At 62.0% G+C, this 1,310-nt stretch carries 1 protein-coding gene and 1 pseudogene; both read left to right on the top strand.

Annotation, left to right across the window (positions count from 1 at the left end; translation table 11 throughout):
* A pseudogene (locus tag EN884_RS36150) lies at positions 1-527 on the top strand (glycosyl transferase); the annotation flags it as partial.
* Between the two features lie 74 nt (positions 528-601).
* The coding region (locus EN884_RS36145) for a UTP--glucose-1-phosphate uridylyltransferase (RefSeq protein ID WP_164895427.1) at positions 602-1,310 on the top strand (709 nt) is incomplete at its 3' end.

Here is a 1,310-nt window from a genome sequence, read left to right as displayed (position 1 = left end):
AGATTTCGCTGGCCACCTACATCGCCGGCAACATCGTCTTCGAATCCAAGTTCAACCTCGGCTACCTCAAGCCGATCTTCCAGCGCGAGTTCCTGAACGAAAACCGGCTTCGCTATGACGAGAAGCTGAGGATCGGCGAAGACTACATCCTCTTTGCCGCCGCCCTGGCCAACGGCGGAAAATGCGTCGTCGAGCCCGATATCGGCTATGCCTACCATATTCGCAGCGTCTCCATTTCGCGCGTGCTCGAGCTTCACCACGTCGAAGCCATGCGCAGGGCGGATGCCGTGTTCGCTCAAACCCATCGGATGGATGAGGCCGCGCAAGCCGCGTTCGCGCGGCGTGGCCGCAGCCTGCGCAAGGCGGCATCGTTTCTGTCACTGGTACAGCACATCAAGGCGCGGTCCCCGCTCAAGGCGATCCGGACTGCGCTCAGCGACCCGGCGGCGGTCAGGCATATGGGCATGCCGATCGCCGTGCGGTTGCGAAGAATGGCGGCACAATTTGCCGTCGGGGCGGGGAGGTGAAGATGCAGGCACATGGAGGGAATTTTCGTGGCCTGTGAACGGATTGAAGTCGATCTCCTCAGAAGGAATTTGCGATGAAGAAAATCAGGAAGGCCGTGATACCGGTGGCGGGGCTTGGAACGCGGTTCCTGCCGGCGACCAAGTCGATGCCGAAGGAAATGCTTCCCGTCGTCGACAGGCCCGTCGTCCAATATGCGGTGGACGAGGCCTTCGAGGCGGGCATCGAACACATCGTCTTCGTGACCGGTCGCAACAAGGCGGTGATCGAGGACTATTTCGACCTGCATCCGGAATTGATCGGCACCCTGGAGCAGACCGGCAAGAAGACCCAGCTGGAGGCGCTCGAAAGCATGCTGCCTGTGGCCGGCGCCACCAGCTTCATCCGCCAGCAATCCCCGCAAGGCCTCGGCCATGCCGTCTGGTGCGCGCGCGAGGTTATCGGCAACGAGCCCTTCGCCTTGCTGCTGCCGGACATGGTGTCCTTCGGCGGTCGCGGATGCCTCGCCGAAACCGTCGAGCTTTATGAGCGCACGGGCGGCAACGTAATCGCCGTCGAGCGTTGCGAACCCAGCGAGACCAACAAATATGGCATCGTTGGCCGTGGCGCCGAGATCGGCGGCGGTTTCGAGGTGACGGCCATGGTCGAGAAGCCGGCGCCGGCCAATGCGCCTTCGAATTTCTACATCAACGGCCGCTACATCCTGCAGCCGGAGATTTTCGCGCTCCTGGGCAATCAGCAGCGCGGCGCCGGCAACGAGATTCAACTGACGGATGCCATGGTTC

It is taken from the genome of Mesorhizobium sp. M7A.F.Ca.AU.001.01.1.1 (assembly GCF_004022735.1).
Lineage (GTDB): Bacteria > Pseudomonadota > Alphaproteobacteria > Rhizobiales > Rhizobiaceae > Mesorhizobium > Mesorhizobium ciceri.
Note: the sequence above shows the minus strand (reverse complement) of the source record. Positions and strands in the feature narration are given on the sequence as shown.